The organism is Bradyrhizobium sp. 87 (assembly GCF_023073015.1).
GTDB lineage: Bacteria > Pseudomonadota > Alphaproteobacteria > Rhizobiales > Xanthobacteraceae > Bradyrhizobium > Bradyrhizobium canariense_D.
Genome location: NZ_JADPIQ010000075.1, coordinates 105,051 through 130,750 on the forward strand (window position 1 = coordinate 105,051; position 25,700 = coordinate 130,750).

Sequence of the window (25,700 nt, forward strand, 5' to 3'; positions counted from 1 at the left end):
GGTTGCGCCGATCATGTTTAAAATTTCCTGAACGGTTGGATGGGCTGCGCTGCGCCCGGCAACCTTGCAGGGGTCCTGGCGATGGCGATAAATGGGCGTAATGAGCGGGCGGCTCGCGTGCCGTCCGCCGCCGAAGAGGAAGCCCGATGCAGCCCCTGCGCATGTCCCGCCGCGTCATGAATCTCGCTCACATGCTGACCCAGAACGCGCGGCGGCATGGGGCGCGTCCCGGTTTCGTCTGGGGCGACAGATCCTGGACATGGCGCGAGATCGACGCGCAGGTCTCGGCGCTGGCAGCCGCTCTCGCGGCGCGGGGCATCGCGAAGGGCGACCGCATCCTCGTCCATTCCAAGAACGGCGACGAGATGTTCTTTTCGATGTTCGCCGCGTTTCGGCTTGGCGCGGTCTGGGTACCCACCAATTTCCGCCTGATGCCGGACGAGGTCGCCTATCTCGCGCAGGCCTCCGGCGCGAAGGCGTTTCTGTGCCATGTCGATTTTCCCGAGCACGCCGCGGCCGTAAGCGGTGGCGCGCTGGAATTCACCTGGAGCATCGACGGTCGGGCGCCGTTTGCCGAGACGTCGGTTGCGGATGCCGTCGCGTCGCGCGCCGGCACGGTGGTCGAGAACGTCGCAGTCGAGCACGACGATCCCTGCTGGTTCTTCTTTACATCGGGCACCACCGGCCGCTCCAAGGCTGCGGTGCTCACCCACGGTCAGATGGGTTTTGTCGTCACCAACCATCTCGCCGATCTTACGCCCGGCGTCACCGAAGCAGATGCCTCGCTGGTGGTGGCGCCGCTGTCGCATGGCGCCGGCGTGCATCAGCTGGTGCAGACCGCGCGCGGCGTGTGCACCGTGCTGCTGCCGACGGAGAAATTCGACATTGACGAGGCGTTCCGCCTGATCGAGGCGCATCGCGTCAGCAATCTCTTCGTGGTGCCGACCATTCTGAAGATGATGGTCGAGCATCCCGCCGCCGACAAATACGATCATTCCTCGCTGCGCCATGTGATCTATGCGGGTGCGCCGATGTATCGCGAGGACCAGAAGGCTGCGCTGAGGAAGCTCGGCAAGGTGATCGTGCAGTATTTCGGCCTCGGCGAGGTGACCGGCAACATCACCGTGCTGCCGGCTGCGCTGCATGACCCCGAGGACGGGCCGCACGCGAAGATCGGCACCTGTGGCTTCGAGCGTACCGGCATGCAGGTCTCGATCCAGGACGACGAGGGCCGTGAACTCGGCGCCAACCAGAGCGGCGAGATCTGCGTAATCGGCCCCGCGGTGCTGGCCGGCTACTATGACAATCCCGAAGCCAATGCGAAGGCTTTCCGCAACGGCTGGTTCCGCACTGGCGATCTCGGCCACATGGACGAGGAGGGGTTCGTCTACATCACGGGACGAGCCTCCGACATGTACATCTCCGGCGGCTCCAACATCTATCCGCGCGAAATCGAGGAGAAGATTCTGACCCATCCTTGCGTCGGCGAGGTCGCGGTGCTCGGCGTATCCGATGCGACCTGGGGCGAGGTCGGCGTTGCCGTCTGCGTCGCCCGCGAAGGCGCGAAGCCGGTGAGCGAAGCGGAGATGGCGGCATTCCTCGGCCCCAAGGTCCCCCGCTACAAGATGCCGAAGCGGTTCTTCTTTTGGGAGGCCTTGCCGAAATCCGGCTACGGCAAGGTTCCCAAACGGATGGTTCGCGACGAGCTCGAGGCGCGCGGGCTGCTCGATCTCGACAAGACACGGGCGGGCTGAGCGAAGGTCATGCGCAGCATCAAGCAGCCCGGCGCGCCGGTCGCCGAGCGCATCCAATGGGCGGAGGCGAGGGGACGCGCTTTCTCCTTCACGCTTCAAGCAGGTCTGCCGCTGCTGGAGGCGGCGCGCCGCGGTTTCGCCGCGGAGGGATTCGCCGGCGGCGTGCTCAGCTTCGGGCGCGGCGCGCTCGGGCCGTTCGGCTATGTCATGCCGGCGCTGTCGAAGACCAGCGAGAACGCCGCGTTTTATAGCGACACATTCCGGCCAAGCGGCGTGACGCGCACCAGGCTCGGCAGCATGACGCTGGGCATGCGCGATGGCGCCCCGTTCTTTCATTGCCATGGGCTGTGGACGGAGGCTGATGGCCGCGCCGGTGGTGGCCACATGCTGCCGGACGTGACCGATGTCGCCGAGCCGTTCGAGGTCGAGGCCTTCGGCATCGATGGTGCGATGTTCGCCGCAGAGCCAGATCCCGAGACCAATTTCAAGCTGTTCGGGCCCGTGGCGGCTGCGAGCACCGGCGCACGCACGACCAGCCGCGCTTTCGCGCTGCGGCTGCGCCCCAATCAGGATTTCGCGGGCTGTCTCGAAGACTTCTGCCGCGCGCACGGCATCGCGCGCGCGAGGATCCATGGCGGTGTCGGCTCGACCATTGGGGCGCGCTTCACCCATGGCGGCGTGACCGAGCCCTTCGCGACCGAGCTTGCGGTAACCGGCGGCGCGATTGCGGCCGGCTCCTCCGGCGCCCTCGAAGCCGCACTCGATGTCGCCCTGATCGACTACACTGGCGGCATAGCGGAGGGCCGTCTGATTCGTGGCGACAATCCCGTGCTGATGACCATGGAGCTGGTGCTCGAGGTGTTGGGCTAGTATCGGCGAGCGATCATCAGCGGGTGCGCAGCTTGGCGATGGCCAAGTATGTGGAGTCACTGATCCCCGAACTGGATCCCTGAAACAGGTTGAGCAGGGGGGATTGACCCTGGCCGGTGCTCTGGCTGTTTCTGATGTCATACATGGCGGAGAAACGGCTCAACAGCTTTGTCACCTTCGCGGGATCGGACAGATCCTTGATCTTCATGAATCTGTCTACGAACTTGGCCTGCTGATCGATCGGCATCGCCGCCATCGAGTCAGGCAAATCGAAAGTGGTCCTGAACACCTCCGAAAGAGCCTTGTCGGCAAGGATGTCGTATGCGGACGTGATGTCCCCCGCCTTTCGCTGGAAATAGAGCGCAAGGCGCACGCCGGGATTGGCATCGCCCTGCTGCTGCTCCAGGCTTTGCTCGACATAGTTCGCTTGTGTTTCCCGAAACTGATCCCGCTTTTGCGGACCCATCATCGGAAGACGCGCGACGTTGCCTTTACTGTCGAAATTGAACGACGCCACGATTTCGGCAAAGCGAGGATCGCTCTCGGTGTTCGCGAAGCTCTTTGGATCGTTCAGGTCGGAGCTGAAGATCTTCTTGAGAAATTCGGTGCTGACCTTCCTGGGATCCAGACCCTTGGCCAAGAGAATGAAATCGACCATCGGCCTGTTTGCGAGAAGATCGGAAACACTGCCGATGCCGGCGATGGCCTGCTGATATTCCGACGCATCCTTCGTGGCCTGTGCCCGAACTGCGGCCTGCTGCTGGGGAGTCGCCGTGCTGGCGCTCTTCACCGCTCCAATGACGTAGTCCTTGGCGATCTGGAGGACTTCAGCCGAGTCCTGAGCCACCAAGGGGGTGGTCAGATTGCCTTTTGCGTCGAAGTTGAAGGCGCGTGCCAGCTCCAAATATCGATTGTCCTTGAGGGTATAGACGTAGCTTTTGGGGTCGTTGATGTCGCTTTCGAGCACGGCCTTGACAGTCGCCGGCGAGACGTTCGCGGGCTCGAGGCCGACAGCTCCCAGCGCAAATTCATACACGCCCGGTGTCGATACGAACGCCTGGACTGAATTGATCTTGAGGATGGCAGTTCTAAATTGCCTGATTGCAAAAGCTTCGTTCAACGGGCTCGCCGCCGAATAGACGGCGGACTTGCTGTCGTCGAACTTCTGTTTCGTGATCGTGACATTTGCAGCAGTCTGCGCCGACACACCTGACGGAAGCGACCCGTCGGAGGAAAACTCGAACGCACCGGCCAGGTCGACGAACCCGCCAATCGTCCCTATCTGCTCGCTAAGGCTGGAAATGCTGCTCGCATATGACTCCAAATGATGCTTTTCGACCAGAATCTGGACGTTCAACTGGGCCACGTTCGCGCCCGGTTGCGATAGTTGGGCGGTGTAGTCGGCGATCCTTGAATTGGCCGCGGTGACATCCGATCGGGCCTGAGCAAGGTCGGCGTTGAGGCCACTTAGCTGAGAAGCGAAAGTGGTGTTGACGTAGCTGTTGGGATCGGATGGATCGCTGCGCAAGACCTGGCTTATGGTGTCACGCGACCACTTGCTTTGATCGATCCCGTACGCCGAATAGACATAGTTGCGAAGACGGTCGTTGTTCAGGAGCTGGTCTGCACTGCTGATGTTACCGATTTCGGCGCTGTAGTAATTCGAATCGCCGGCAAGTGCATCGACCTGGCTTTTCCTGGTCGCCGTGTACAGACCAATCATCTCGTCGGTCTGGTTCTCCGATTGCGCCACCGGCGTGGCACTGCCATTGAAGGAAAACGCGGCGGCGAACTCACGGTAACGCTTGTCGACCAGCTTGTTGACAAAGCTGTTTGCGTCGGAGAGGTCGCTCTCCAGCACCTTTTTCATGAAGGCCTTGGCGTAGGCCATGTCTTCCAGGCCATACGCCTTCGTTGCATAATGATAAAGGCGATAGTCTTTCATGAAGTCGTCGACGGACTTCACGTTGCCGATGTGGGCTTTGTAATAGGCGGCCTCTCGCGCTACGTCCTGTTGCTGTTCGACCCGCGTCAGGGACTGCTTGAGATTGCGCGTGATGTAGCTGTAACTGAAATACGTTGATACCATCGCGCACTCCTACGGTCCCGGACGTCCGTCAATCATTGCGGGGTCGCGAGGTGGGGCTGGCCTCATGCCGGCAAACTGTCTCAGAGCCAGGTTCTCCAAGGCCATTTTCGGACCGCGATCCCAGATTCAAGTTTGCCCTCGCGAGGCATATCGGGTTTTGTTGCTGCATGTTTCTCAGATACAGCTTTCGTGAGGGTTGCGTTCCGGATATGTCCCGATCAAGAGATCGATCGGAATGGCTCTCGTCCCGAACGCGACGCAGCGCCATAGCGCGTCGAAGACGCGCGTAAACGCGCTTACGGCGGTGTGGCGTTGAGCCGGGATCCAGAAGCCGTGCATTCTGCCGCAGGATGGGTCACGGCTCTGCGGCGCCTCGCCGAAGGGGCGCTGCGCCGCGTCCGGGGCACGAGAGCCCGAAGTCATCTGGCATTGCTATTCGCGTGATACGCGCGGTTTCGCATTCTCGCGGCCTGTGCGGCCCGAGCTTTGCGGCATTCTTTGCCCCCAAAATGCCGAGGGCGCAGGGAAGGCCGGGTGCCGGCTGGCACCCACGGTCCACTGTGCGAAGGTTGCGCTACGAGAGGCTGCACAGCGGCATACAGGTGAAGCCCAACACACGGCCTTCCCTGCGCAGTGGTTTTACGGCTTATGTCGTGATCTCCCCGGGGAGCGATGCACTATTGCCCCCGTCGCCTTGCGGATGGCTGACGCTGCGGCCCGGTCGGCCCGCACGCATCACCGCAAGACTTGGCGCACAGACCCCGGGCGCCAGGACCACACGATTTTGCCGTACGCAGGCTGCACCGGTCGTGTGCGCGACACTTTCGCTCACGGTTGCCCGCCCTGCGAAGCCTTCGCGCCGGTGTGGCCCACGTCCACCACGTCCCATCCCGCGTTCGTGACGATCGCGATCCGCCCCTCGGCCGGGTTGGGATGGCTCTTTATGTGATAATCCGAAATGCGGATAAAGAGAAATATTTTTTAAGCGCCGTGATTGACCCGCTTATTGGTGTTTTGCCCGCCGGGGCGGCAAGGGGTTGTGGGGCGCGCGAGCCCCGCCGCAACGCGGCCACGAACGGGTCTCCCCGCGGCCGCAAAATGCGCTACCATGATTCCAGCGCGCTTCAAGTCGCGCATGATCACCGACACGTATGAGGAAACGAGATGAGGGTGACGATTGGACGGCGCACGGTCCTGGCCGCGGTGCTGATTGCCGCGGGCGCGGTGGCTTTGACGGCGGCGTTTGGCCCGGTTTCGACATCGGCCTGGGCCCACGGGCCGACCCGTCAGAAGGTGCGCGAATCCATCGAGATCAACGCCGCCCCGGCCAAGGTGTGGGCCGCAATGGGCAATTTCCAGGACATGAGCTGGCTGCCACCTGTCACCAAGACCGAGGGCGAGAAGGGCAACGAGATCGGCGCGACGCGCAAGCTGACGCTGACGGGAGGCGCGACCGTCGACGAGGAGCTCTACAAGTTTGACGCCGCCGCGATGAGCTATTCCTACCGGATCACCAATGTGGACGTGAAGGTGCTGCCGGTCACCAATTATTCCTCGACATTGACGGTGACGCCGAGCGCTGACGGCAAGGGCTCGACGCTGGAATGGGCCGGCGCGTTCTATCGTGGCTTTCCCAACAACGAGCCGCCGCCGGAGCTGAGTGACGAGGCCGCGGTCAAGGCGGTGAAGGGGCTGTACCAGGCGGGCCTCGAGGCACTCAAGAAGAAGATCGAGAGCGGAAGCTGACGGTGCGGGCGCTGGTCCTGGCGGCGCTCGCCGCCAGCTTTTGCCTGGCCGGCATCGCGCATGTGTTCGCCGAAGAGGCATTCGTCACCAACCAGCTCAGCGACGATCTGATGGTCGTGGACCTCGCCACGGCGCGCAGCGTCGCGACCATCCCGATCGGCGGCAAGCCGGCCGGCGTCGCCTTCAGCGCGGACGGACGTTTTGCCTATGTCACGAGCCCGGATGCCAAAGCCGTGACGGTGGTGGACGCAGCAACGCGGCAGGTTGCGGCGCGGATCGAGGTCGGCGGCGGGCCGCTCGGCATTGCCGTCGCGCCGGATGGCCGCACCGTCTATGTCGCGGACTGGTATGCGGCGGCGGTGCGGGTGATCGACGCGGCCTCGCGCAGCGTCACGGCCAGCATTGCGGTCGGCGCCTCGCCATCGGGGCTCGCGGTAACGCCGGATGGCAAGCTGCTGCTCTCGGCCGACCGCGACGACGACAGTGTGTCGGTGGTCGACACCGCGACGCGCCAGCGCACGACGACCATCAAGGTCGGCACCCGTCCGTTCGGCGTCACCATCGATGCCGAGGGCAAGCGCGCCTACACCGCCAATGTCGGCTCCAACGACGTCTCCGTGATCGACATCGCCACTGGGGCCGAGACCGGCCGCGTGCAGGTCGGGATGCGCCCTTATGCGGTGGCGTTGGCGCAGGGCCGCGGCTTCGTCACCGATCAGTATGGCGGCACTGTCAGCGTGTTCGATCTGGCGACCTTGAAGCCGCTCAAGCGCATCAATGTCGGCGATTATCCCGAAGGCATTGCCGCGACTGCCGACGGCAAGCGCATTATCGTCGCCTGCTGGGAAAGCAACACGCTCGATATCATCGATGCGGTCGAGCTGAAGCTGATCGGCGAGGTCAATACCGGCGACGGCCCGCGCGCGTTTGGGGCATTCTTGCGCAGGACGGAGTAGGGGCGTGTAGCCCGCGTGAGCGGAGCGACATGCGGGACGGGGCTCTCCTCATCCACCGGCGTTCCCGGATATCGCTTCGCTCATCCGGGCTACGGCACCGGGGCACAGCGTCCATACAATCTCATCCATCTGATCAAACATGTGATCCGGCACCATCGCCCGCAGCGCCGCCGGCGCCGCATAACCCCAGCCCACCGCTCCGCAGGCAATTCCCACTGTCCGCGCCGCCTCGATGTCGCGCACTTCGTCGCCGATCGAGATGACCTTGCCCGGCTCCACGCCGGCGCGGCGGATGACCCGTCGGAACTTCGCGGGCTTGCCGAAAAGCGAGGCCGCGCAATCGAAATGGGCGAACAGCGTCGCGCAATCGCCGAGCTTCTCGCGCGCATTGGCTTCGCTGTCCGACGTCACCATCGCGAGCTGCACGCCACTCTCCGCCAGCGTCCGCAGCATTGTCTCGACCCCCGCAAACAGCGAAATCTCCGCTGCAGCCTCCGCCTTCAGTCGCCGCGCATGCCGCGCGATCGCCGGCAGCTTCCACAGCGGCACCTCGAGCCGGCTCAGAATCTCCCGCGAAGAAGCATGCCGCAGCCCCTCGATATCCTCGTCCGCGACGCGGCGGAAGCCGAAGCGATCGGCGACGTCGTTGATGGTGCGCAGGAACCACGGAAAGCTGTCGGCCAGCGTGCCGTCGAGATCAAAGATGGCGAGGGAGTAGGGCATGGAGACGAAGCTACACCGCTAGGCTTTCCACACGGTTTCCTCGGTCCATCCGAGTTGGTCGAATTCGGTGGCCCTGAGCGGCGCCTCTCCCTCGGCGAAGAACTCGTCAAGCTGAGGCGGCGCGACGCTCGTTTCGGACAGCATGGCGTGCGCTTGTCCGCGGTGATGAATTTGATGCTGGAACAGATGCATGAGCAGTCGGTCGCGGCGTTCGGCCTGGACCCGCGTGTCGCGGTTGATCCGCACAATGCCGTTGAGAATCTCGGGCGTCAGTGCATCGCACATGGCGATCAAGCGCTTGTCGATCGCGGCTTGCGCAGGCTTCAGCGCAGCAAGGGAAAGGTGCGGCACGTCGTTCTTCCAAGCTGCCGGTCCCAACCATCCGCCCTCCAGTGCATCGACATAGAAGAGGTCGATGACATGGATGTGGTTCAGCGTGCGTTGCAGGCTCGGAAAGAAGCCGGTCCGCTCGGCTTCGAAGTCGGCCTGAGACAGCGCCGCGCAAGCGGTGAGCAGCCGGTGGTTTGCCCAAGCATTATTGTGGGCGAACGCACGATAGGTTTGCACAAGTCCGGCAGGCAAACTCAGTCTCCCTCAGACAATGTGTCGGCCGCTCCCGCGGCGTAACCTACTCGGCCGCCTCGCTCGCCGCGCGTCTCCGCTTCGGCTTCCGAGCCTTCGCCAGCACCGGCGCCAGGAACTTCCCCGTATAGCTCCGCGGCGCTTTTGCGATGTCCTCTGGCGGGCCCCAGGCGACGATCTCGCCGCCGCCATCGCCGCCTTCGGGGCCGAGGTCGATGACCCAGTCGGCGGTCTTGATCACTTCGAGATTGTGCTCGATGACGACGACCGTGTTGCCCTGCGCGACCAGCTCGTGCAGCACCTCCAACAGCTTCTTGACGTCGTGGAAATGCAACCCGGTGGTCGGCTCGTCCAGGATGTAGAGCGTGCGGCCGGTGGCGCGCTTTGACAGCTCTTTTGCGAGCTTGACGCGCTGGGCTTCGCCGCCCGAGAGCGTCGTGGCCTGCTGGCCGACATGGATGTAGTCGAGGCCGACGCGATGCAGCGTCTGGAACGTCTCGCGTACACGTGGGACCGCCTTGAAGAACTCGGCCGCTTCCTCGACGGTCATGTCGAGCACGTCGGCGATGCTCTTGCCCTTGAATAGGACCTCCAGCGTCTCGCGGTTGTAGCGCTTGCCCTTGCAGACGTCGCAGGTGACGTAGACGTCGGGCAAGAAGTGCATCTCGATCTTGATGACGCCGTCGCCCTGGCAGGCCTCGCAGCGGCCGCCCTTGACGTTGAAGGAGAACCGGCCGGGCTCGTAGCCGCGCGCTTTCGACTCGGGCAGGCCGGCGAACCATTCGCGGATCGGCGTGAAGGCACCGGTATAGGTCGCAGGGTTGGAGCGCGGCGTGCGACCGATCGGCGACTGGTCGATGTCGATGATCTTGTCGATGTGCTCGAGGCCCTCGATGCGGTCGTGCGGCGCGGCGCCTTCGCTGGCATTGTTCAGCTTGCGGGCGATCGCCTTGTAGAGCGTGTCGATCAGCAGCGTCGACTTGCCGCCGCCGGAGACGCCGGTGACGCAGGTGAACAGGCCGAGCGGAATTTCGGCCGTAACGTTCTTGAGGTTATTGCCGCGCGCGTTGACCACCTTGATGGTGCGGCGATGGTTCGGCGGGCGCCGCTCGGGCACCTCGACCTCGAGCTCGCCGGTGAGATATTTGCCCGTCAGCGAGTTGGGGTTGCGCATGATCTCGGCGGGCGTGCCTTCGGCGATGATGTTGCCGCCATGCATGCCGGCGCCGGGGCCGATGTCGAGCACGTGGTCGGCGAGCAGGATCGCGTCCTCGTCGTGCTCGACCACGATCACGGTGTTGCCGAGGTCACGAAGTCTCTTGAGCGTGTCGAGCAGGCGCGCGTTGTCGCGCTGGTGCAAGCCGATCGAGGGCTCGTCGAGCACGTAGAGCACGCCTGTTAGCCCCGAGCCGATCTGCGAAGCCAGCCGGATGCGCTGGCTTTCGCCGCCGGAGAGCGTGCCGGAGGAGCGGGAGAGCGTGAGGTAGTTGAGGCCGACGTCGAGCAGGAAGGTGAGGCGCTCGCGGATCTCCTTGAGGATGCGGCCGGCGATCTCGTTCTGCTGGGTGTTCAGCGCCTCCGGCACGGTCTCGAACCACGCGCCGGCGCCCTTCACCGACATCTCGGAGATGTCGCCGATATGCTTGCCGCCGATCTTGACGCAAAGCGCCTCGGGCTTCAGCCGAAAGCCGTGGCACGCCTCGCAGGGCACGTCGTGGAAGTACTTCGCCAGCTCCTCACGCGCCCACTCGCTCTCGGTCTCGCGATAGCGGCGGTTGATGTTGGTGATGACGCCCTCGAACGGCTTCTTGGTGTCGTAGGAGCGGACGCCGTCCTCGTAGGAGAACTTGATCTCGTCCTCGCCGGAGCCATGGAGGATCGCGTTCTGCGTCTTCTTGGGCAGATCCTTCCATTTGGTGGTCAGCGTGAACTTGTAGTGCTTGCCGAGCGCAGTCAGCGTCTGAATGTAATAGGGCGACGAGGATTTGGCCCAGGGCGCGATTGCGCCCTTGCCAATGGCGAGCTCCTTGTCGGGAATGACGAGGTCTTCGTCGACATGCTGCTCGACGCCGAGGCCGCCGCACGCAGGACAGGCGCCATAGGGGTTGTTGAACGAGAACAGCCGGGGCTCGATCTCGGGGATGGTGAAGCCGGACACCGGGCAGGCGAACTTTTCCGAGAACAGCATGCGCTCGGGTCCGCTCTTGTCGTGGATCTTTGCGGTCTTCTTCTTCTCTTCCGCGGGTGCTGCCGCAGCCGGCGCATCCGCGAATTCGATGACGGCGAGGCCCTCGGCAAGTTTCAGCGCGGTCTCGAAACTTTCGGCGAGGCGCTGGCCGATGTCGGGGCGCACCACGATGCGATCGACGACGACGTCGATGTCGTGCGGGAATTTCTTGTCGAGAACAGGGGCTTCGGCGAGCTCGTGGAAGGCGCCGTCGATCTTGACGCGCTGAAAGCCCTTCTTGAGCCATTCGGCAAGCTCTTTGCGGTACTCGCCCTTGCGGCCGCGCACGACCGGCGCGAGCAGATAGAGGCGCGAGCCCTCGGGCAGCGCCAGCACGCGATCGACCATCTGCGAGACGATCTGGCTCTCGATCGGCAGGCCGGTGGCGGGCGAATAGGGCACGCCGACGCGCGCCCACAGCAGGCGCATGTAGTCGTAGATTTCGGTCACCGTGCCGACGGTGGAGCGCGGGTTCTTCGACGTCGTCTTCTGCTCGATCGAGATCGCCGGCGACAGGCCGTCGATCTGGTCGACGTCGGGCTTCTGCATCATCTCCAGGAACTGGCGGGCGTAGGCAGACAGCGATTCGACGTAGCGGCGCTGGCCTTCGGCGTAGATGGTGTCGAACGCGAGCGAGGATTTGCCGGAGCCCGACAGCCCCGTGAACACCACCAGCTTGTCGCGGGGAATCTCGACATCGACGTTCTTGAGATTGTGCTCGCGCGCGCCACGGATGGTAATTGCGCGCAGGTTTGATCCCACGTTCTGCTGTTGGCGCTTCGCCTTGATCACTTCATCCATCCGGGTTGCCCTCAAGGAATCCCAAAGGCGCGCGATCGCGCCAACAAAAAAGGCGCGCTTCGCCCGGAACCGGGATCGGCGCCGATGGGGTTGTCAGCGAACGTAGGAAGAACGGAGACGGATTTCCAGTGGGACTTGCGAATCGTCAACGGATTGTTGGCGCACTGGCGGCATCTGGCAGGAGCAGGGTGGAACTGCGCGGCAACGTGCCCGACAAAACAAAAAGGCCGGCACAAGGCCGGCCTTTCGTAACGCGGATGGCGTTGGGGCTAAGTACTGAACTCAGTACTTGGCGACCACCGGGCCCCCGAAGTGATAGTTCACGCCGACCTGCACGGTGTGAAACTCGAGCGTGCCGGAGGGCAGGGCGCCCGAGAAGTAGGTCTCGCCGCCGAGGCTGCGAAAGAGGTACTCGCCCTTGACCGACCACTGCGGAGCGAAGAACGCTTCGACGCCCGCACCGACGGTCCAGCCGGAGTGCCACTTGCTGTCGGAAACGGTCACGCCGAGCGCGCTGACGCTGAGCTTGTTGTCGATCCAGGCGTAACCACCGGTGCCGTAGAACAGGACGTTGTTGACGGCGTAGCCGATGCGGCCGCGCACGGTTCCCATCGCATCGGTTTTGGAGCTGAGGGTGGTGCTGACGAGGCCGAAGCCGGGGACGGCAACGGGGCCGGTGACCGACGCGCTGACATCAGCCCAGGAACCATCGGCCTCGACGCCGAGCACGACATTGCCGGTCTGCCAGTTGTAGCCGGCAGTACCGCCGACGAAGCCGCCCTTCATCTTCGGGTCGGTCGAGGAATTTTCCCAAGCGCCGCCACCGACGATACCGAGGTAGAAGCCGGTCCAGTTGTAGACCGAAGCCATGGCCACCGGGGCCTTGGTGTAGGGGCGCGCCGCGAGATCAGCGGCCGAAGCCGGGGCGGCGAGAGCGAACAAACAGGCCGAAGCCAACAAAACCTTTTTCATTTTCAACTAATCCCAGTCCCAGTTTCTGATTGTGCCTTCCACGATAGGGAGGGCATCGGACTCACTTGCCCAACTGATGCCGTACTTACACCAGTGAAGCCGCAAGTTGTGTCACTCAAAAGCAACAACGGTCGGAAAACGGAACGGTTATTGACCGATTAATATTGGAGAACTGCACAGCAAAAGGCCGGCGCAAGGCCGGCCTTCGAAGTGCGATATGTCCAGCGCGATCAGTACCTTGCGATGGCCGGACCGCCCCAGCGATAGTTCAAGCGCACCAGGCCCATGTCTACGTCCTGGCGAATCCGGTCGCTGCCGAATACCGCACCCGCGGGCGTTGTGAAGCCGATCGTGCGATCGCCAAGGAAGATGTGGTCGTACTCAAAGCCCAGCGACCAGTTCGGGGCGAAGCCGAATTCCAGACCGGCCCCGACCGTGCCACCCCAGCGAGTCTCCCGGGCCGAAGCCAGCAGCGCGCCCGCGCCGGGCGTACCCGCAGCAGCGTAGATGTCGTACTTGTCACCGACGACGGCGGCGCCGCCCTTCACGTAAAGCAGCACGTTGTTCCAGGCGTAACCGACCTGACCGGTGATGAGACCGAAAGCGTCGATGCGGGAACGGTTGCGATCACCCGTCACCAAAGCGGTACCAGGGAAGAGGGTGCTCACGTTGTCGCCCCGGAAGTCAGCCCAGTTGCCCTGGCCTTCCAGACCGAACACCCAATTGGCGGACTGCCAGCGATAGCCGATCTGGCCGCCGACGGTGCCCCCTGTTGCATTGTGACAGCCTTCGCCGACGAGAACGCCGGTCGCGGGCGTGACGAAGTCCCAGCACTTGTGGCTGGAGCCACCGCCGCCGTTGATGCCGATGTAGAAGCCGCTCCAGTCGTAGATGGCGGCAACCGCCGGCGGCGGGGCTTTGGTGTAGGGACGCGCGGCCATGTCCGCCGCGCTTGCGGGAGCCGACAAGCCCATCGCCACTGCACCGATTGCACAAATAAGAAGCTTATTCATTGCCAGTCTCCCCAGGTTTCGTCCGCTTCTTATGTCCCCGAAGCGGCTGATCAGGCGCGAGGGCCCATATGAACTAAGTCCGAGGCAACCGTAGCTCTACGGAGCGGCAGAGTCCGTCTCCCAAATGCAACAAGACCGGGGCAGTGCGAGTACCCATAACTTGCTGAATGTTAAGTTCTTTCTTCCATTTTTGGGAACCTACAAAGGTTCCAATCGACGTGTCCTTTCCGCAACACATGTGGCCGATCGATCCCACGCCTTCAGATCTGTCTTCGCCAAGAACAAATCTGGAACGAACCGGAGGTCGATGCTATATGTGGGGATAACCGGAAGGGTGACGGCCTGATCGTCGTCCGCAAGTGTTCGGCGAGCGTATAGGGTCGCCTCAACAGGCACGGCGGAACGCGGGAGCGGACCGGCCTTCTTGAATTCAGTGGCATTCGGAGCGGAGAGCGGAGATGGCGGGAAGCGTCAACAAGGTCATTCTGGTTGGAAATCTCGGCAAGGATCCTGAAATCCGCCGCACCCAGGACGGGCGGCCGATCGCCAATCTGAGCGTCGCGACTTCGGAGACGTGGCGCGACAAGGCGACTGGCGAGCGCAAGGAAAAGACCGAGTGGCACCGCGTCGTGATCTTCAATGAAGGGCTCTGCAAGGTCGCCGAACAGTATCTGAAGAAGGGCGCCAAGATTTACGTCGAGGGTGCGCTCCAGACCCGCAAATGGACCGACCAGAGCGGTGTCGAAAAGTACTCGACCGAAGTCGTGCTGCAGGGGTTCAACTCGACCTTGACGATGCTGGACGGTCGTAGCGGCGGTGGCGGAGGCGGCAGCTTCGGCGACGAGCCGGGCGGCGATTTCGGCTCCTCCGGTCCGGTCAGCAGCACGCCGCGGCGCCCTGTTGCCGCCGGCGGCGGTGGCCGCAACAGCGACATGGACGACGATATCCCGTTCTGAGCGATTCCGCTCCAAGAACGCGGCGCCTGATGCGGACGCCCGGCCGGATGGGCGGCGCTTCTCATCTCATGTCAGAACATCCCACTAATCGACAGGACGGGCTCGGCATTTCCGGGCCCGCTTCATGTTTGGGGTGAGCTCGGATTGCGGCTTGGCAAACGCGCCGACGCGGCAAGCTCACCGCGCGGTTTTCCACGCGTGAGCGGCGATTTTGCAAGGCCGATGCGAGTGCTGTCCGAGACACCGCTCGCAAGGGCTTAAGTTGTTGGAAAAATAGGCGGAAAAAGCGCTTCCCAGAACGCCGCGAGGGTGGTTATCAGAGGCTCGATGCGCTATATGATTCCCAGATAAAACCTCACCGGATTTCCCCTTGGCTGACGACGACGACAAGCCCGGCGACCAGCCGGCGCAACCCTCGGATATTCGCCCCGTCTCCATCTTCGAGGAGATGAAGAAGTCCTATCTCGACTACGCCATGAGCGTGATCGTGGCGCGGGCGCTGCCTGACGCCCGCGATGGCCTGAAGCCGGTGCATCGCCGCATCCTGTACTCGATGAACGAGCAGGGGCACACGCCGGACAAGAAGTACGTCAAGTCCGCCCGCGTGGTCGGTGACGTCATCGGTAAATATCATCCGCATGGCGACCAGTCGATCTACGACGCCATGGTCCGGATGGCGCAGGACTTCTCCATGCGCGTGCCGCTGATCGACGGCCAGGGCAATTTCGGCTCGGTCGACGGCGATCCCCCGGCTGCCTATCGTTATACCGAAGCCCGATTGACGAAGGCGGCGCTGGCTCTGCTGGCCGACATCGACAAGGACACGGTCGACTTCCAGCCGAACTACGACAACAACGAGACCGAACCGTCGGTCTTGCCAGCCAAGTTCCCGAACCTTCTCGTCAACGGCGCCGGCGGCATCGCGGTCGGCATGGCGACCAACATCCCGCCGCACAATCTCGGCGAGGTCATCGACGCCTGCGTCGCGCTGATCGACAACCCCGCGCTCACCATCGACGAGCTCATCAACATCGTGCCGGGACCGGACTTCCCGACCGGCGGCGTCATCCTCGGACGGCAGGGCATCCGCGCCGCCTATCACCTCGGCCGCGGCTCGGTCATGATGCGCGGCAAGGTCGCGATCGAGACCATCCGCAAGGAGCGCGAGGCGATCATCATCACCGAGATTCCCTACCAGGTGAACAAGGCGACGATGGTCGAGCGCATCGCCGAGCTGGTCAAGGAAAAGAAGATCGAAGGCATCGGCGACCTGCGCGATGAATCCGATCGCGACGGCTACCGCGTCGTCATCGAATTGAAGCGCGACGCCGTGCCGGATGTGGTGCTCAATCAGCTCTACAGGTTCACGCCGCTGCAGACGAGCTTCGGCGTCAACATGGTGGCGCTCGACAGCGGCCGTCCACGGGTCATGCACCTGAAGGACCTGCTGGCGATCTTCGTCGACTTCCGCGAGCGGGTCGTCACGCGGCGCACCAAGTTCCTGCTCGCCAAGGCCCGAGATCGCGCCCATGTTTTGGTCGGTCTCGCCATCGCAGTCGCCAATATCGACGAGATGATCCGCGTCATCCGGACCTCGCCCGACCCGACCACCGCCCGCGACACCCTGATGTCGCGCGACTGGCCGGCCCGGGACGTCGAGGACATGCTGACGCTGATCGACGATCCGCGCCACCGCATCAGCGAGAACGGCACGATCCGGCTGTCGATGGAGCAGGCGAGGGCCATTCTCGATCTGCGCCTGCAACGCCTCACCGCACTCGGCCGCGACGAAATCCGCGAGGAGCTCGACAAGCTCGCCGGCGAGATCGCCGACTATCTCGACATCCTGCGCTCGCGCGACCGCGTGCTGGGCATCATCAAGTCCGAGCTCGCCGAAGTGAAGGCCGAGTTCGCAACCCCGCGCCGCACCGTCATCATCGAGCAGGAAGGTGAGGTCGAGGACGAGGACCTGATCCAGCGCGAGGACATGGTCGTCACCGTCTCGCACGCCGGCTACGTCAAGCGCGTGCCGCTGTCGGCCTACCGGGCCCAGCGCCGCGGCGGCAAGGGCCGCGCCGGCATGCAGACCCGCGATGAGGATTTTGTCAGCCGGCTGTTCGTGGCGTCCACGCATACTCCGATGCTGTTCTTCTCCTCGCGCGGACAGGTCTACAAGATCAAAGTCTGGCGCCTGCCGATGGCCGCGCCGAATGCGCGCGGCAAGGCGCTGATCAACATCCTGCCGCTGGAGCAGGGCGAGCGCATCACCACCATCATGCCGCTGCCGGAGGACGAGTCCACCTGGGGCAATCTCGACGTGATGTTTGCCACGACAGGCGGCAACGTCCGGCGCAACAAGCTGTCCGACTTCGTGGATGTCCGCCGCTCCGGCATCATCGCGATGAAGCTCGACGACAATGAAGCGATCGTCGACGTGCAGATCTGCACTGAGCACGACGACGTGCTTTTGACCGGCGCCGGCGGCCAGTGCATCCGCTTCCCCGTGACCGACGTGCGGGTGTTCACCGGCCGCACCTCGATGGGCGTGCGCGGCATTGCGCTTGCCGAGGGCGACAAGGTGATCTCGCTGGCGATCCTGCGCCACGTCGAGACGACGTCCGACGAGCGCTCGGCGTACCTGAAGATGCGTCGTGCGGTCGCCGGCGAAGCTGCGGCCGAGGAGCCGGCGGCGGACGCCGAGACCGAGGAGACCTCCGGCAGCTTCCAACTCGCCCAGGAGCGTTACGTCGAGATGTCAGCGCAGGAGCAGGTCGTGCTGACCGTGTCCGTCAACGGTTACGGCAAGCGGACGTCGTCCTACGAGTACCGCACCACGGGCCGCGGCGGCAAAGGCATCGTCGCCATGAGCGTCAACAACCGCAACGGCAACCTCGTAGCGTCGTTCCCCGTGGAGGATGCTGATCAAATCATGCTGGTTACCGACAAGGGTCAGCTGATCCGCTGCCCGGTCGAAGGCATCCGCGTCGCCGGCCGCTCGACCCAGGGCGTGATCGTGTTCGACACCGCGGAGGACGAACACGTCGTCTCGGTCGAGCACATCACGGAAGAGGCCGAGAGCGGAAACGGGGCGAATGGGGAGTCGAACGGGGAGTGATGCGTCACCCCGTAGCCCGGATGGAGCGCAAGCGAAATCCGGGTTCTTCATTCGGACGGCTGTCCCGGATTGAGTTGTGCTCGATCCGGATACTGCACTGACCAGCTAAATCTCCAGCTCCGTGCCGAATTCCACCACCTGCTTGGTAGGTACGCCGAAGAACGCGGCGGAGCGTTCGGCGTTGCGTTGCAGGAAGGCGAACACGGTTTCGCGCCAGACCCACATGCCCGGCACGTCCTCGCGCGGGATGATTGTCTCGCGGCCGACGTAATAGGTGATGTCGGAGAGGTCGATGCCGGGCAGCTTGCCGTGGCGGCAGGCGAAGGTCAGCCCTTCGTAAATCGTCGGGTTCTGCATGAAGCCGTAATGCAGAACGACGCGGGTAATGCCGGGAATGATCTCGATCACCTCGATGCGGTCTTCGTCGGCGATGTGAGGAAGCTCCTCGATCAGCACGGTGACCAGGACGATGCGCTCGTGCAGCACGTGGTTGTGCTTGACGAACTGGGTCAGTGCCAGCGGCACGCCGCGCGGCGCCGAGGCCAGGAACACGGCGGTGCCGGGGAGTCTGGCGCTGCACTGGTTGACCGCGGTCTCGATCAGATCCTCCTCGGGCTGGCGCAGCTTCGCGCGTGCGGCTTCGACGAGCTTCACGCCGCTGCGCCAGGTCAGCATCAGGAAGGCGACGAAGCCCGCCAGCATCAGCGGAAACCAGCCGCCCTCGAACAGCTTGATCGAATTGGCCGAGAAGAAGATCAAATCGATCACGAAGAAGAAGCCGTTCACGGCAACCACGAGCCACGGTGAATAGCCCCACTGGATCGCGACCAGGGCGGCGAGCAGCGTGGTGATCGCCATCAATAGCGACACCGCGATGCCGTAGGCGCCGGCCAGCGCCTCCGAGCTGCCGAAACTCAGCACGGCGCCGAGCGTTGCGGCGGCGAGCAGCCAGTTCACCAACGGCACGTAGATCTGGCCGATCGCGTCGCTCGTGGTGTGACGGATCTGCATGCGCGGCAGGAAGCCGAGCTGGATCGACTGCTGCGTCAACGAGAACACGCCGGAGATGATGGCTTGCGAGGCGATCACGGTCGCGACCGCCGAGAACGCGACCAGCGGATAATGCAGGGCGTCAGGGCAGAGCTGGAAGAACGGATTTTCGATCATGGTGGGATCGGTGATCAGCAGCGCGGCCTGGCCGAAATAGTTCAGCACGAGCGCAGGCAGGCAGATCGCGAACCAGGCCAGCCGGATCGGCAGGCGGCCGAAATGCCCCATGTCGGCGTACATGGCTTCGCCGCCGGTCACCGCGAGGAAGGCGGCCCCCAGGATCGCGAAGGAGACATGAAAATCCTGATGGATCAGGAAGTCGAACGCATAGAGCGGGCTGAGCGCCGCCAGCACCGCCGGCGCCTTGACGATGCCGTGGATGCCGAGCGCTGCCAGCACGAAGAACCAGGCCAGCATCACCGGTCCGAAGATGCGGCCGATGAAGCCGGTGCCCTGCTTCTGCATCATGAACAGTCCGATCAGGATGACGACGGTCACGGGCACAACCGCCGGCGCGAGCGAGGGTGCGTCGACCTTCAGACCTTCGATGGCTGAGAGCACGGAGATGGCCGGCGTGATCGCGCCGTCCCCGTACAGTAGCGCGGCGCCGATGAGGCCGACGACCAGCAAATGCGCGCGCCAGGTACCGGGTTGAGCGTTGCGGGCATGCAGCAAGGCCAGCAGCGCGACGATGCCGCCTTCGCCGCGGTTATCCGCACGCAGAATCAACAGCGCATATTTCAGTGAGATGATCAGCAACAGCGCCCAGAGGATCAGCGAGGCGACGCCCAGAACGGCATCGTTCGTCAAAGTGCCGCCATGGGCGGCGGCCTTGGCGGCTTCCTTCAGGGCGTAGAGGGGGCTGGTGCCGATATCGCCATAGACCACCCCGAGGGCGCCCATGGTCATGGCAATCGGCAGTGGATCAGGTTGATGGCCGGAGGCGACTGCAGGCGTGCTGGACAATGGCGACCCCCCGATGGGATCGCGCCCGACGGGTCATTCCGACGGGCGCGAGCATCAGGCAGTGTGCGACGGGACGTCGCAAATATCCATGGGGTATATCTTTGGGGTTTATCTTGAGAGTTAGCTGACGCGAAACTGACAGACCCCCACTACGGAGTACGGTTGGCAGTCACAAGGCGAGCCTCGCGGATGTTGGCTTTGGTGCCGGCCTGGCGGAGGCAGGACGCTTCGAAATTCGGCCAGGCCTGCTGCGAGCAGTCCTTGCCGACGGTACGGATATCGAGCCGGTCGCTCTTGGCAAGCGGCTGCGGCACGCTCGCCTCGACGGTGGGGGCGAAGCCGGGCAGGAGCGTGAGGGTGGCAGCAACACACGCAGAAATGGCGATCGCCGAAAGAGCCTTGATCATGACAGTCCCCTGTGATGCGGCCGCTACGCCCAGTGTGCGGCCCGTCGTTCGTTGGCTGGATTAGTAACCATGGCCAGTTTCCGGACGTCTTCGCGAACGCGGGAAATGGTTTCGTTCGCGCTCCGTTTTGTGTCGTGGCCGCCCTCAGGACGAAACAATTCGGCGCATTCCGACACGCTTCTGCGGAAAAACCGCCAGGGAACCTGACCGGCTTGCCGGGCCGGGCAGGGCGCGGTAGGACGTGGCCATGCCGCGCATTGCCTTCTATCCAGGTTCCTTCGACCCCATCACCAACGGCCATCTGGACGTGGTCCGGCACAGCGTGTCGCTGTGCGACAGGCTTGTTGTCGCGATCGGGGTGCACCCCGGCAAGAAGCCTCTGTTCTCGACCGAGGAGCGGCTGAAGATGCTCCATGACGTCTGCGGGCCGGTGGCCGCCCAGGCCGGCTGCGTGCTCGAGGCCGTGACGTTTGACGATCTGTCGGTGACCTCGGCGCGCAAGCACGGTGCCACGATCATGATTCGGGGCCTGCGCGACGGCACCGACCTCGACTACGAGATGCAGCTCGCCGGCATGAACGAGGCCATGGCGCCCGAGGTGCATACGATCTTCCTGCCGGCCTCTCCCATGGTCCGCCCGATCACCGCCACTTTGGTGCGCCAGATCGCTGCCATGGGCGGGGATGTCTCGGCCTTCGTCCCGCCGCTGGTTGCGGCCCAGCTCAAGGCAAAATTCGCCTGATAACGGCGCGTTTCCTTTCTCATCTCTGATCCGGAGTTGTCATGATCCGAATTCTCGCAGTTCTTGCCGCGGTTCTGTTCGCGGTGCCGGCCTTCGCGCAAGCCTTGCCGGCCGGCCTCGACAAGGCCAACGCCATCGTCATCGACTCCACCAAGGGCCGCATCGTCATCAAGCTCCGGCCGGACCTTGCGCCCCAGCACGCCGAGCGAATCAAGCAGCTCGCGCGCGAGGGTTTTTACAACAACGTGCCGTTCCACCGCGTCATGGATGGCTTCATGGCGCAGACCGGCGACGGTCAGAACTTCAATGGCACCGGCGGCTCGAAATATCCGAACCTGAAGCAGGAATTCTCGAAGGTGCATTTTGCGCGCGGCATCGTCGGCATGGCCCGGCGCGGCGACAGCGTCGACACCGCCAATTCGCAGTTCTTCATCATGTTTGCCGACGGCGGCAGCCTCGACAACCAGTACACCGTGATCGGCGAGGTCGTGCAGGGCATGGACGTCGTCGACAAGCTGAAGAAGGCGCCTCCCGGATCGAGCGGCGGCACCGTCACCGACCCCGACAAGATGGTGAAGGTGCAGGTCGCTTCCGACATCAAATAGGAGCGGCGATGGCGCGCTGCGGTGGCAAGCTCCTGCTGGTTGCCGCGGTGCTGCTGCTCGGCGTCCCAGGCGCGGTCGCCGAGGACGCACAGGTCAACACCATTCAGGACATCTTCCGGCATTTGCGCACCTGCTGGAAGCCGCCGCCCGCCGCCAGGGCCCGCCCGATCGACATCACCGTCGTGGTGAGCTTCAACCGGGCTGGAAACATTCTGGGCCATCCGAGGATTACCTATGAATCCGCGGAGGCTTCCGACAATGACCGGCTGCAATACCGGGTCGCGGTGATGGAGGCATTGCAACGCTGCACGCCGATGCCATTTACCGATGCGATGGCCGGCGCCGCTGCGGGGCGTCCGTTCGCGATCCAGTTTCGCAACCGCAAATCTTCACCTGACAGGACTTCACCCCCAACCCAAGAGAGACGAGCATGAGCGCCACCGAAAACACACTGATCCTCGAGACCACGCAGGGCCCCGTCACCATCGAGATGCGGCCTGATCTGGCGCCCGGCCACGTCGCACGCATCAAGGAACTCGTGCGCGAAGGCTTCTACGACGGCATCGTATTCCATCGCGTGATCGACGGCTTCATGGCGCAGACCGGCTGCCCCCAGGGCACCGGCACCGGCGGCTCCGGCCAGAAGCTGAAGGCCGAGTTCAACAAGGAGCCGCATGTGCGCGGCACCACCTCGATGGCGCGCGCCGCCAGCCCGGATTCCGGCGATAGCCAGTTCTTCATCTGCTTCGACGATGCCCGCTTCCTCGACAACCAGTACACGGTGTGGGGCAAGGTCACCGAGGGCATGGAGAACGTCGACAAGATCAAGCGTGGCGAGCCCGTGCAGAACCCCGACAAGATCGTCAAGGCGCGGATGGCGGCTGACGCGGCGTAGGCGTTCAACCCTCATGGTGAGGAGGCGCGTGGCGCCGTCTCGAACCATGAAGGCCGAGCTGCAGCAGCGGGGCCTTCATCCGTCGAGACGCGCGTTCCGCACCCCTCAGGATGAGGAGTGACTGTGCGGCCCTGAGACCGAGATGCGCACCGACTTCTTCGATTTCGACCTGCCCGCCGAGCGCATCGCATTGCGCCCGGCGAGCCCGCGCGACTCCGCGAAGATGCTGGTCGTCGATCGCGGCACGCTGCGCGACCAAATCATCACCGACCTGCCGCAATGGCTGAAGCCGGGCGACCAGCTCGTCGTCAACGACACCAAGGTGATCGCGGCGCAATTAAAAGGCCGTCGCATCGGCCGCGAGACCGAGCCGAAGATCGAGGCAACGCTGATCAAGCGCCTCGACGGCTCGCGCTGGCAGGCGTTGGTGAAGCCTGCCAAGAAACTCATCGCCGGCGACCGCATCCGCTTCGGCAATGAGGGCAAGGTCTGCCTGCTCGGCCATCTCGACGCCGAGGTCGAGGCGAAGGGCGGGGAAGGCGAGGTGACGCTGTCATTTTCGTTTCACGGCCCGACGCTGGATCAAGCCATCGCCGATCTCGGCAGCCCGCCGCTGCCGCCCTACATCGCCTCGAAACGCACGCCTGATGATCAGGATCTCGCCGACTACCAGACCATGTTCGCTGTGAACGAAGGCGCCGTTGCCGCGCCGACAGCAGGCCTGCATTTCACCCCGGCGCTGGAGCAGGCGATGCACGCGCGCGGCGTCGGCATCAATCGCGTCACGCTGCATGTCGGGGCAGGGACCTTCCTGCCGGTGAAGGTGGACGACACCGAAGGCCACAAGATGCATGCCGAGTGGGGTACGCTGTCGTCCGAGACGGCGGAGCGGCTCAACACGGCGCACAAGAACGGCGGCCGTATCATCGCGGTTGGCACCACGTCGTTGCGCCTGATCGAAAGCGCAGCCAGCGAGGACGGCACCATTGAGCCGTTCGCCGCCGAGACGTCGATCTTCATCACCCCCGGCTATCGCTTCCGCGCCGTTGATATTCTGCTGACCAATTTCCATTTGCCGAAGTCGACACTGTTCATGCTGGTGTCGGCGTTCTCCGGGCTGGAGGCGATGCAGCAAGCCTATGCACACGCGATCGCAACCGGCTATCGGTTCTATTCGTACGGGGATGCCTGTTTGCTGTTTCCGGCGCGGGAGTGACGCGGGCGGCGTTCTCGTGCTATACTGCTCATACGTTTTGCATGGATCGAGTGGCCGATGAACATCCGTTCCGCGAAAGTCGATGAGCTTGCCCAGCGCCTCGCCCGCTTGACGGGGGAAGATATCGAGACGGCGCTCGAACGCGCCATCGAGGAGCGCTTGTCTCGCGTGGCATCGCCGGCGGTCGATAGGAGGGCCGCCCTGACGTCGTTCCTCGAGCGAACCGCTGGCTTGCCCGTTCTCGATTCTCGGCCTGCAGACGAAATCCTCGGCTATGACCGTTTCGGGCTGCCGTCCTGATGGTGCTGGATACGTCTGCGATCGTCGCGACCGTCACCAACGAGCCAGATGGGCAGCGCTATCGGAAAGCCATGCTGGATGCTGCCAGCCTGTCGATGTCAGCAGTAGCAATCCTGGAAACAAGATCGTTCTCTCTGCTCGCCTCGGAGCATCGGCCGTGAAGTTCTTCGACGAATTGCTGGAGACTGCCGGGATTGTCGTAGTGCCGTTCGACGCAGACATGGCGAAAGGCGCGTTCGAGGCATTTCAACGCTTCGGCAAGGGCGGGGGGCATCCGGCGCAGCTCAACATCGTCGATTGTGCGGTCTACGCTTGGCGAAAGCGCGTTCGCAACCGCTGCTCTTCAAGGGAGCCGACTTTGCTAAGACAGACATTCTCCCCGCGTTGACCTGACCGCGCTATTTGCCATTGTAGGGTGGGCAAAGCGAAGCGTGCCGACCAACTTTCTTGATGCGAAGTGGTGGGCACGGCGCTTGCGCGCCTTTGCCCACCTTACGCATCTTCCGTTACGCCATCACCCGCTGTGGCAGGAGCTCCGCGATCTGCACCGCGTTGAGCGCAGCGCCCTTGAGCAGCTGGTCCGCCGCCACGAACATCGAGATCGAATGCCCGGAGGGGTCGCTGAAGTCCTTGCGGATGCGGCCGACCAGGACGTCGTCCTGGCCCGAGGCGTCGATCGGCATCGGGAAGTAGTTCCTGGCACGGTCGTCGACGACCTTGACGCCGCGCGCTCGTGCCATGATGGCGCGGACCTGGTCCTCGCTGATCGGCTTCTCGCATTCGAAGGTGATGGCCTCGCAATGAGCCCGCAGCACCGGCACACGCACGCAGGTGACGCCGATCGCGATCTTGTCGTCCTCAAAGATCTTGCGGGTTTCGTTGATGACCTTGGTCTCTTCGTCGTTGTAGCCGGTGTCAGGGTCGATCGCCGTGTTGTGGTTGAAGAGGTTGAACGCGTAGGGATGCGGCATCACCTTCGGCGTATAAACCTGCCCGTTGAGGTTGGCGCGGGTGGACTCGACCAGCTCCTCCATCGCGGCAGCGCCGGCGCCGGAGGCCGCCTGGTAGGTCGAGATGATCACCCGCTTGATGCGGTTGCTCTGGTGGATCGGCCACAGCGGCACCAGCGCCGTGATGGCGGCGCAGTTCGGGTTGGCGATGATGCCCTTGTGGTCGCGGATGCGATTCGCGTTGATCTCGGGGATCACCAGCGGCACGTTCGGGTCCATGCGGAAGGCGGAGGAGTTGTCGACGACGACGGCGCCCGCCTTGACTGCGATCGGCGCGAACTTCTTGGAGATGCTGCCGCCGGCGGAGAACAGGGCGATGTCGACGCCTTCGAAGGCGCGTTCGGTCAGCTCCTCGATGACGACGTCTTGCCCACGGAACGACACCGTCTTGCCGGCCGAGCGGGCGCTGGCCAGCGCCTTGAGCTTGCCGACGCGAAAGCCGCGCTTGTCCATGGTGGCGATGAATTCGGCGCCCACCGCACCGGTGACGCCGACAATCGCGACGACGGGATCGTTACTCACTTTGTCCTCCATTGAATTGCGATCTAAACAACAAAAAAGCCCCGGACCATCATGGGCGGGGCTTCGGTAGAGTGGATTGCGTTCTAGTCGACGACTACACGCGCACGCCTCCCCGGGCCCCGAAGGCCGTGGTGGTTTTAGTCGTGCGTTTGGTGGTCGCGAACATGGCGGGAGCTTATGCGG

At 63.7% G+C, this 25,700-nt stretch carries 23 protein-coding genes; 14 read left to right on the forward strand and 9 right to left on the reverse strand.

Translation table 11 applies throughout. The annotated features are described in order from the left end of the window. The first annotated feature begins 146 nt into the window (after positions 1 to 146). Together IVB50_RS17100 and IVB50_RS17105 are read left to right on the forward strand one after the other, a co-directional pair. Positions 147 to 1,754, forward strand: a complete 1,608-nt coding sequence (locus IVB50_RS17100) for an acyl-CoA synthetase (RefSeq protein ID WP_247296636.1) — start codon at positions 147 to 149, stop codon at positions 1,752 to 1,754. A gap of 9 nt (positions 1,755 to 1,763) precedes the next feature. After that, positions 1,764 to 2,624, forward strand: coding sequence for a DUF296 domain-containing protein (locus IVB50_RS17105; protein WP_247296638.1), 861 nt, complete (start codon positions 1,764 to 1,766; stop codon positions 2,622 to 2,624). 16 nt (positions 2,625 to 2,640) lie between these two features. Here IVB50_RS17105 and IVB50_RS17110 read toward each other — a convergent pair whose 3' ends face one another. Then, positions 2,641 to 4,713: a DUF1217 domain-containing protein gene (locus IVB50_RS17110; RefSeq protein ID WP_247296640.1), complete on the reverse strand. Its 2,073-nt coding sequence runs from the start codon at positions 4,711 to 4,713 to the stop codon at positions 2,641 to 2,643. 1,164 nt (positions 4,714 to 5,877) lie between these two features. On the opposite strand from IVB50_RS17110, the gene IVB50_RS17115 reads away from it, so the two are divergent. Then, positions 5,878 to 6,459: an SRPBCC family protein gene (locus tag IVB50_RS17115; RefSeq protein WP_018458001.1), complete on the forward strand. Its 582-nt coding sequence runs from the start codon at positions 5,878 to 5,880 to the stop codon at positions 6,457 to 6,459. A gap of 2 nt (positions 6,460 to 6,461) precedes the next feature. After that, entirely contained in the window at positions 6,462 to 7,415 is a 954-nt protein-coding gene (locus tag IVB50_RS17120; RefSeq protein ID WP_247296642.1) for a cytochrome D1 domain-containing protein, read from the forward strand. A gap of 48 nt (positions 7,416 to 7,463) precedes the next feature. Here IVB50_RS17120 and IVB50_RS17125 read toward each other — a convergent pair whose 3' ends face one another. From IVB50_RS17125 to IVB50_RS17145, 5 genes are all read right to left on the reverse strand, one after another. Then, positions 7,464 to 8,138 (reverse strand): HAD family hydrolase, encoded by a 675-nt coding sequence (locus IVB50_RS17125; protein ID WP_018457999.1) that lies wholly within the window; start codon positions 8,136 to 8,138, stop codon positions 7,464 to 7,466. Between the two features lie 18 nt (positions 8,139 to 8,156). Beyond that, on the reverse strand, positions 8,157 to 8,720 hold the full coding sequence (locus tag IVB50_RS17130; protein ID WP_026233478.1) for a DinB family protein: 564 nt from the start codon (positions 8,718 to 8,720) through the stop codon (positions 8,157 to 8,159). A 46-nt stretch (positions 8,721 to 8,766) separates the two neighbouring features. Next, positions 8,767 to 11,748 carry an excinuclease ABC subunit UvrA gene (uvrA, locus tag IVB50_RS17135; protein ID WP_018457997.1) on the reverse strand — a complete coding sequence of 994 codons (2,982 nt, stop codon included), beginning with the start codon at positions 11,746 to 11,748 and terminating at the stop codon, positions 8,767 to 8,769. A 282-nt stretch (positions 11,749 to 12,030) separates the two neighbouring features. Continuing rightward, positions 12,031 to 12,720, reverse strand: a complete 690-nt coding sequence (locus tag IVB50_RS17140) for an outer membrane protein (protein WP_018457996.1) — start codon at positions 12,718 to 12,720, stop codon at positions 12,031 to 12,033. A gap of 230 nt (positions 12,721 to 12,950) precedes the next feature. Then, positions 12,951 to 13,733 carry an outer membrane beta-barrel protein gene (locus IVB50_RS17145; RefSeq protein WP_026233477.1) on the reverse strand — a complete coding sequence of 261 codons (783 nt, stop codon included), beginning with the start codon at positions 13,731 to 13,733 and terminating at the stop codon, positions 12,951 to 12,953. A 458-nt stretch (positions 13,734 to 14,191) separates the two neighbouring features. On the opposite strand from IVB50_RS17145, the gene IVB50_RS17150 reads away from it, so the two are divergent. Both IVB50_RS17150 and gyrA read left to right on the forward strand, forming a co-directional pair. Then, the gene (locus tag IVB50_RS17150) at positions 14,192 to 14,689 is read left to right on the forward strand and encodes a single-stranded DNA-binding protein (RefSeq protein WP_018457994.1); all 498 of its coding nucleotides are present in this window, start codon (positions 14,192 to 14,194) and stop codon (positions 14,687 to 14,689) included. A gap of 370 nt (positions 14,690 to 15,059) precedes the next feature. Next, positions 15,060 to 17,804 (forward strand): DNA gyrase subunit A, encoded by a 2,745-nt coding sequence (gyrA, locus tag IVB50_RS17155; RefSeq protein WP_018457993.1) that lies wholly within the window; start codon positions 15,060 to 15,062, stop codon positions 17,802 to 17,804. Positions 17,805 to 17,909: 105 nt separating this feature from the next. Here the strand turns inward: gyrA and IVB50_RS17160 are convergent, their stop codons facing one another. Together IVB50_RS17160 and IVB50_RS17165 are read right to left on the reverse strand one after the other, a co-directional pair. Beyond that, positions 17,910 to 19,763 carry a KUP/HAK/KT family potassium transporter gene (locus IVB50_RS17160; RefSeq protein WP_018457992.1) on the reverse strand — a complete coding sequence of 618 codons (1,854 nt, stop codon included), beginning with the start codon at positions 19,761 to 19,763 and terminating at the stop codon, positions 17,910 to 17,912. 206 nt (positions 19,764 to 19,969) lie between these two features. Further along, complete coding sequence (locus tag IVB50_RS17165; RefSeq protein ID WP_018457991.1) at positions 19,970 to 20,227, reverse strand: hypothetical protein; 258 nt, start codon at positions 20,225 to 20,227, stop codon at positions 19,970 to 19,972. Positions 20,228 to 20,474: 247 nt separating this feature from the next. Here IVB50_RS17165 and coaD point away from each other — a divergent pair, with 247 nt between their 5' ends. From coaD to IVB50_RS17205, 8 genes are all read left to right on the forward strand, one after another. Further along, complete coding sequence (gene coaD / locus IVB50_RS17170; protein ID WP_018457990.1) at positions 20,475 to 20,969, forward strand: pantetheine-phosphate adenylyltransferase; 495 nt, start codon at positions 20,475 to 20,477, stop codon at positions 20,967 to 20,969. A 41-nt stretch (positions 20,970 to 21,010) separates the two neighbouring features. After that, entirely contained in the window at positions 21,011 to 21,574 is a 564-nt protein-coding gene (locus IVB50_RS17175) for a peptidylprolyl isomerase (protein ID WP_018457989.1), read from the forward strand. 8 nt (positions 21,575 to 21,582) lie between these two features. Further along, positions 21,583 to 22,008 carry a hypothetical protein gene (locus IVB50_RS17180; protein WP_018457988.1) on the forward strand — a complete coding sequence of 142 codons (426 nt, stop codon included), beginning with the start codon at positions 21,583 to 21,585 and terminating at the stop codon, positions 22,006 to 22,008. Continuing rightward, a complete protein-coding gene (locus IVB50_RS17185) occupies positions 22,005 to 22,469 on the forward strand; it encodes a peptidylprolyl isomerase (RefSeq protein WP_018457987.1) in 465 nt (154 codons plus the stop codon). The genes IVB50_RS17180 and IVB50_RS17185 overlap by 4 nt, the downstream gene beginning before the upstream one ends. A gap of 142 nt (positions 22,470 to 22,611) precedes the next feature. Further along, the gene (queA, locus tag IVB50_RS17190; RefSeq protein ID WP_018457986.1) at positions 22,612 to 23,685 is read left to right on the forward strand and encodes a tRNA preQ1(34) S-adenosylmethionine ribosyltransferase-isomerase QueA; all 1,074 of its coding nucleotides are present in this window, start codon (positions 22,612 to 22,614) and stop codon (positions 23,683 to 23,685) included. Between the two features lie 57 nt (positions 23,686 to 23,742). Continuing rightward, a complete protein-coding gene (locus IVB50_RS17195; RefSeq protein ID WP_018457985.1) occupies positions 23,743 to 23,985 on the forward strand; it encodes a type II toxin-antitoxin system VapB family antitoxin in 243 nt (80 codons plus the stop codon). Then, positions 23,985 to 24,146, forward strand: a complete 162-nt coding sequence (locus IVB50_RS17200) for a type II toxin-antitoxin system VapC family toxin (protein WP_018457984.1) — start codon at positions 23,985 to 23,987, stop codon at positions 24,144 to 24,146. The genes IVB50_RS17195 and IVB50_RS17200 overlap by 1 nt, the downstream gene beginning before the upstream one ends. Beyond that, positions 24,143 to 24,373: a type II toxin-antitoxin system VapC family toxin gene (locus IVB50_RS17205; protein ID WP_245288491.1), complete on the forward strand. Its 231-nt coding sequence runs from the start codon at positions 24,143 to 24,145 to the stop codon at positions 24,371 to 24,373. Before IVB50_RS17200 ends, IVB50_RS17205 begins: the two co-directional genes overlap by 4 nt. Positions 24,374 to 24,491: 118 nt before the next feature. Here the strand turns inward: IVB50_RS17205 and IVB50_RS17210 are convergent, their stop codons facing one another. Continuing rightward, positions 24,492 to 25,529, reverse strand: a complete 1,038-nt coding sequence (locus IVB50_RS17210; protein ID WP_018457983.1) for an aspartate-semialdehyde dehydrogenase — start codon at positions 25,527 to 25,529, stop codon at positions 24,492 to 24,494. Positions 25,530 to 25,700 lie beyond the last annotated feature (171 nt).

Coding starts and splice junctions, on each gene's coding strand:
- IVB50_RS17140 (WP_018457996.1), bottom strand. CDS start 12,720: ATGAAAAAGGTTTTGTTGGCTTCGGCCTGTTTGTTCGCTCTCGCCGCC.
- IVB50_RS17185 (WP_018457987.1), top strand. CDS start 22,005: ATGAGCGCCACCGAAAACACACTGATCCTCGAGACCACGCAGGGCCCC.
- IVB50_RS17100 (WP_247296636.1), top strand. CDS start 147: ATGCAGCCCCTGCGCATGTCCCGCCGCGTCATGAATCTCGCTCACATG.
- IVB50_RS17150 (WP_018457994.1), top strand. CDS start 14,192: ATGGCGGGAAGCGTCAACAAGGTCATTCTGGTTGGAAATCTCGGCAAG.
- IVB50_RS17110 (WP_247296640.1), bottom strand. CDS start 4,713: ATGGTATCAACGTATTTCAGTTACAGCTACATCACGCGCAATCTCAAG.
- IVB50_RS17195 (WP_018457985.1), top strand. CDS start 23,743: ATGAACATCCGTTCCGCGAAAGTCGATGAGCTTGCCCAGCGCCTCGCC.
- IVB50_RS17145 (WP_026233477.1), bottom strand. CDS start 13,733: ATGAATAAGCTTCTTATTTGTGCAATCGGTGCAGTGGCGATGGGCTTG.
- IVB50_RS17210 (WP_018457983.1), bottom strand. CDS start 25,529: ATGGAGGACAAAGTGAGTAACGATCCCGTCGTCGCGATTGTCGGCGTC.
- IVB50_RS17180 (WP_018457988.1), top strand. CDS start 21,583: ATGGCGCGCTGCGGTGGCAAGCTCCTGCTGGTTGCCGCGGTGCTGCTG.
- IVB50_RS17165 (WP_018457991.1), bottom strand. CDS start 20,227: ATGATCAAGGCTCTTTCGGCGATCGCCATTTCTGCGTGTGTTGCTGCC.
- IVB50_RS17115 (WP_018458001.1), top strand. CDS start 5,878: ATGAGGGTGACGATTGGACGGCGCACGGTCCTGGCCGCGGTGCTGATT.
- IVB50_RS17200 (WP_018457984.1), top strand. CDS start 23,985: ATGGTGCTGGATACGTCTGCGATCGTCGCGACCGTCACCAACGAGCCA.
- uvrA (WP_018457997.1), bottom strand. CDS start 11,748: ATGGATGAAGTGATCAAGGCGAAGCGCCAACAGCAGAACGTGGGATCA.
- IVB50_RS17105 (WP_247296638.1), top strand. CDS start 1,764: ATGCGCAGCATCAAGCAGCCCGGCGCGCCGGTCGCCGAGCGCATCCAA.
- IVB50_RS17175 (WP_018457989.1), top strand. CDS start 21,011: ATGATCCGAATTCTCGCAGTTCTTGCCGCGGTTCTGTTCGCGGTGCCG.
- IVB50_RS17125 (WP_018457999.1), bottom strand. CDS start 8,138: ATGCCCTACTCCCTCGCCATCTTTGATCTCGACGGCACGCTGGCCGAC.
- queA (WP_018457986.1), top strand. CDS start 22,612: ATGCGCACCGACTTCTTCGATTTCGACCTGCCCGCCGAGCGCATCGCA.
- IVB50_RS17160 (WP_018457992.1), bottom strand. CDS start 19,763: ATGACCATGGGCGCCCTCGGGGTGGTCTATGGCGATATCGGCACCAGC.
- coaD (WP_018457990.1), top strand. CDS start 20,475: ATGCCGCGCATTGCCTTCTATCCAGGTTCCTTCGACCCCATCACCAAC.